A 2,851-nucleotide genomic window follows, 5' to 3' on the forward strand; every position below is an offset into this window, starting at 1 on the left:
GATGCGCGGCTCAGCGCCGTGCGCGCGCATGGTCTCGACGTAGGCGCGCGACCGCTGGTCCGCGTCGTACCAGCCCTCCGGGCCGGCGACGTGCACGATGCGGCGGTGGCCGAGGTCGAGCAGGTGCTGGGTCGCGACGGCGCCCCCCAGAGCCTGATCCACGTGGACGTATCGAATGGGCGAGTCGGCGGGGATGTCGGCCCGCGCCGCGACCGCCACGATCGGCACGGGCGGCGCGACCTCGTCGATGAGGCGCATCGCCTGCGCCTGCGGCACGACGGTCACGATCCCGTCGACCCCCTGGTCGATCAGCTGATCCAGCGCCGCCCGCACGGGCGATGCGTCCATCGCGAGCAGCGACCCGATCGACACGAAGTAGCCCTCCGCGCGGGCGGCGGCCTCGATCGCGAACACCGTGCTAGCGGGGCCGAAGAACGTCGCGTTCGTGACGAGGATCCCGATCGTGCGCGTGCGGGCCGTCACGAGCGCGCGCGCCGCGCGGTTCGGCCGATAGCCGAGGTCATCGATCGCGGCGAGCACCCGCTCACGCGTGTCCGGCTTCACATACGCGTGCCCGTTGAGCACGCGCGACACGGTCTGGTGCGACACACCGGCGCGCGCGGCGACGTCCGCCATCGATGGCGGGCGGGAACCGGGCATTGCGCTCCTCGTCGGAGTCGGCCGGAGGTGCGGCCTTCGGGTCGGGTGCCGCGACCGGATGGAGCGGCGCGGGGACCCCCAGCGTATCGGGGCGACACCTCCGGCCGGCACCGGCGTTCACTGCGCGTACGGCGTCTCCCCTCGCGCCAGCATCCCGACGAGCTTGGCGATGCGGTTGGCTCGGCTCGTCGCACTGGGCGCCGTGTGCACCCGATGCAGGACGGCGTACCGGTTCTGCGCGTTCAGCTGCGTGAACAGCGCGGACGCGGCAGGCGATGCGGACAGCGCCGCCGCGAGGTCCTCCGGCAGCTCCGCGAACGCGGCCGGCCCGTACGCGCGGTCCCAGCGCCCGTCGGCCTTCGCGCGGTCGATCTCGGCCTGCCCGCGCGGGCGCATCCGGCCCTCCTCGATCAGCCGTTCGACGAAGCCGATGTTGCGCTCCGACCACAGCGACGTCTTCCGCCGAGGCGTGAAGTGCTGCCGGAACACGCCGGCGTCGACGCTCTGCCGGCGCCCGTCGATCCAGCCGCTGCACAGCGCCTCCTCGAGCGCCTCGGCGTACGTCAGCGTGGTCGGCGCCGTCGTGCCCTTCTTCGCCAGGATGAGCCAGACACCGTCCGAGTCGCTCTCGTGCTCGTCGAGCCATGCGCGCCACGCGGCGACGTCCGCGACGATCAGCTCCTCGGGATCGGCCATGCCGCCATCGTAGGGACGGCCACCGACACGCGCGGGCTAACCCACTCGGCGACGCCCGGTCAATCGGATGCCCACGCGCGCCCGAGGCCGTAGGTTTCGGATGACGAGCGACGCGAGAGGAGCCGCACCCCGTGAACAGCAGCGAGAGCGACATCGACATCAACTTCCACACCCGCAAGTGGGTCAAGCCGGAGGACCTGAACGCCAACGGCACGCTCTTCGGCGGCAGCCTGCTGCGGTGGATCGACGAGGAGGCGGCGATCTACGCCATCATCCAGCTCGGCAACTACCGCGTCGTCACCAAGTTCATCTCCGAGATCAGCTTCGAGGCCTCCGCTCAGCAGGGCGACTTGATCGAGATGGGGCTGAAGGCCACGCACTTCGGCCGCACGTCGCTCACGATGCGCGCCGTGGTGCGGAACATGATCACCCGCCGCACGATCCTGACGATCGAGAAGCTCGTCTTCGTCAACCTCGACGAGGACGGCCGCCCGTCCCCGCACGGATACTCGACGATCACCTACCACCGCGACCGGATGCCCACCGAGCACCCGCAGACGGGGACGATCCGGATCGACTGACTCGAGCGAGTCGGATCAGCGGGGCACCTCGACGAGCGCGACGTCGCGCACCTCGGCAGCGTCGACCGTCGCGGTCATCATGGTGCAGGCCGGCTGCCGACGCCGATCCGTGGGCGAGCCGGGATTGAGCAGGCGGATGCCTGCCGGCGTGACGGTGTCCCACGGGATGTGGCTGTGCCCGAAGACGAGCACATCCGGTCGGCGCTCCCCCGCGAACGCGGCATCCATGCGCCGCTCCCGTCCGGTCGCCGCGCCCGTCTCGTGCACCACCGCGACGCGGAGGTCCTCGATCTGCGCGGTCGCGACCTCGGGCAGCCGCGCCCGCAGTCCCGCGCCGTCGTTGTTGCCGTAGACCCCGATCAGCCGTGCCGCCCGCGACTCGAGCGCGTCGAGGGTCGCCTCATCCACCCAGTCGCCCGCGTGCACGACCACGTCGGCGGCGTCCACGGCGTGCCAGACGGCGTCGGGCAGGCGCCGCGCCCGCAGCGGCACGTGCGTGTCCGAGATCAGCAGCAGCCGCGTCGTCATGCCGACATCCTCGCGCATCCGACGGCGGCGTCGGCCGGCGGCGCGAGGGGCTTGCGCCCGCGCACCGGGTAGCGCCTACCGTGGAGCGGACAGGGCACGCAGCGACGGAGGGAGCCGGCATGAAGCGGGTGACTCTCGAGTCGAGCGTGATCGCCGAGGTCGGCTACGACGCCGCCGTCGCGGTCATGGAGATCGTGTTCACGACCGGCGAGCTCTACCGCTACTTCGCGGTGCCGCCGTCCGTGCATCGGGCCCTGGTCGGGGCGCGCAGCGCCGGCGAGTTCTTCAGCCAGCGCATCCGCGACGTCTATCCCTTCGAGCACGTCGGGCTGGCCTGACCGCGCGTCAGAACGCGCGATCGAGCCGCACCGCCGGCGCTCGTGTCA

5 protein-coding genes are annotated in these 2,851 nt (G+C 71.9%); 2 read left to right on the forward strand and 3 right to left on the reverse strand.

Features of this window, described 5'->3' with window-relative positions; translation table 11 throughout:
- Positions 1-660, reverse strand: a 660-nt coding sequence (locus tag RIF89_RS13405) for a LacI family DNA-binding transcriptional regulator (RefSeq protein ID WP_309069591.1), incomplete at its 3' end; no start/stop codon positions are given.
- Positions 661-777: 117 nt separating this feature from the next.
- The gene (locus tag RIF89_RS13410; RefSeq protein ID WP_309069592.1) at positions 778-1,356 is read right to left on the reverse strand and encodes a YdeI/OmpD-associated family protein; all 579 of its coding nucleotides are present in this window, start codon (positions 1,354-1,356) and stop codon (positions 778-780) included.
- Between the two features lie 131 nt (positions 1,357-1,487).
- Between RIF89_RS13410 and RIF89_RS13415 the strand changes: the two genes are divergently transcribed.
- Positions 1,488-1,937, forward strand: a complete 450-nt coding sequence (locus tag RIF89_RS13415) for a hotdog domain-containing protein (protein ID WP_309069593.1) — start codon at positions 1,488-1,490, stop codon at positions 1,935-1,937.
- A 15-nt stretch (positions 1,938-1,952) separates the two neighbouring features.
- Here RIF89_RS13415 and RIF89_RS13420 read toward each other — a convergent pair whose 3' ends face one another.
- The gene (locus RIF89_RS13420; RefSeq protein WP_309069594.1) at positions 1,953-2,465 is read right to left on the reverse strand and encodes a metallophosphoesterase; all 513 of its coding nucleotides are present in this window, start codon (positions 2,463-2,465) and stop codon (positions 1,953-1,955) included.
- A 119-nt stretch (positions 2,466-2,584) separates the two neighbouring features.
- On the opposite strand from RIF89_RS13420, the gene RIF89_RS13425 reads away from it, so the two are divergent.
- Positions 2,585-2,803: a KTSC domain-containing protein gene (locus RIF89_RS13425; RefSeq protein ID WP_309069595.1), complete on the forward strand. Its 219-nt coding sequence runs from the start codon at positions 2,585-2,587 to the stop codon at positions 2,801-2,803.
- The last annotated feature ends 48 nt before the right edge of the window (positions 2,804-2,851 follow it).

Source organism: Microbacterium sp., assembly GCF_031178525.1.
GTDB lineage: Bacteria > Actinomycetota > Actinomycetes > Actinomycetales > Microbacteriaceae > Microbacterium.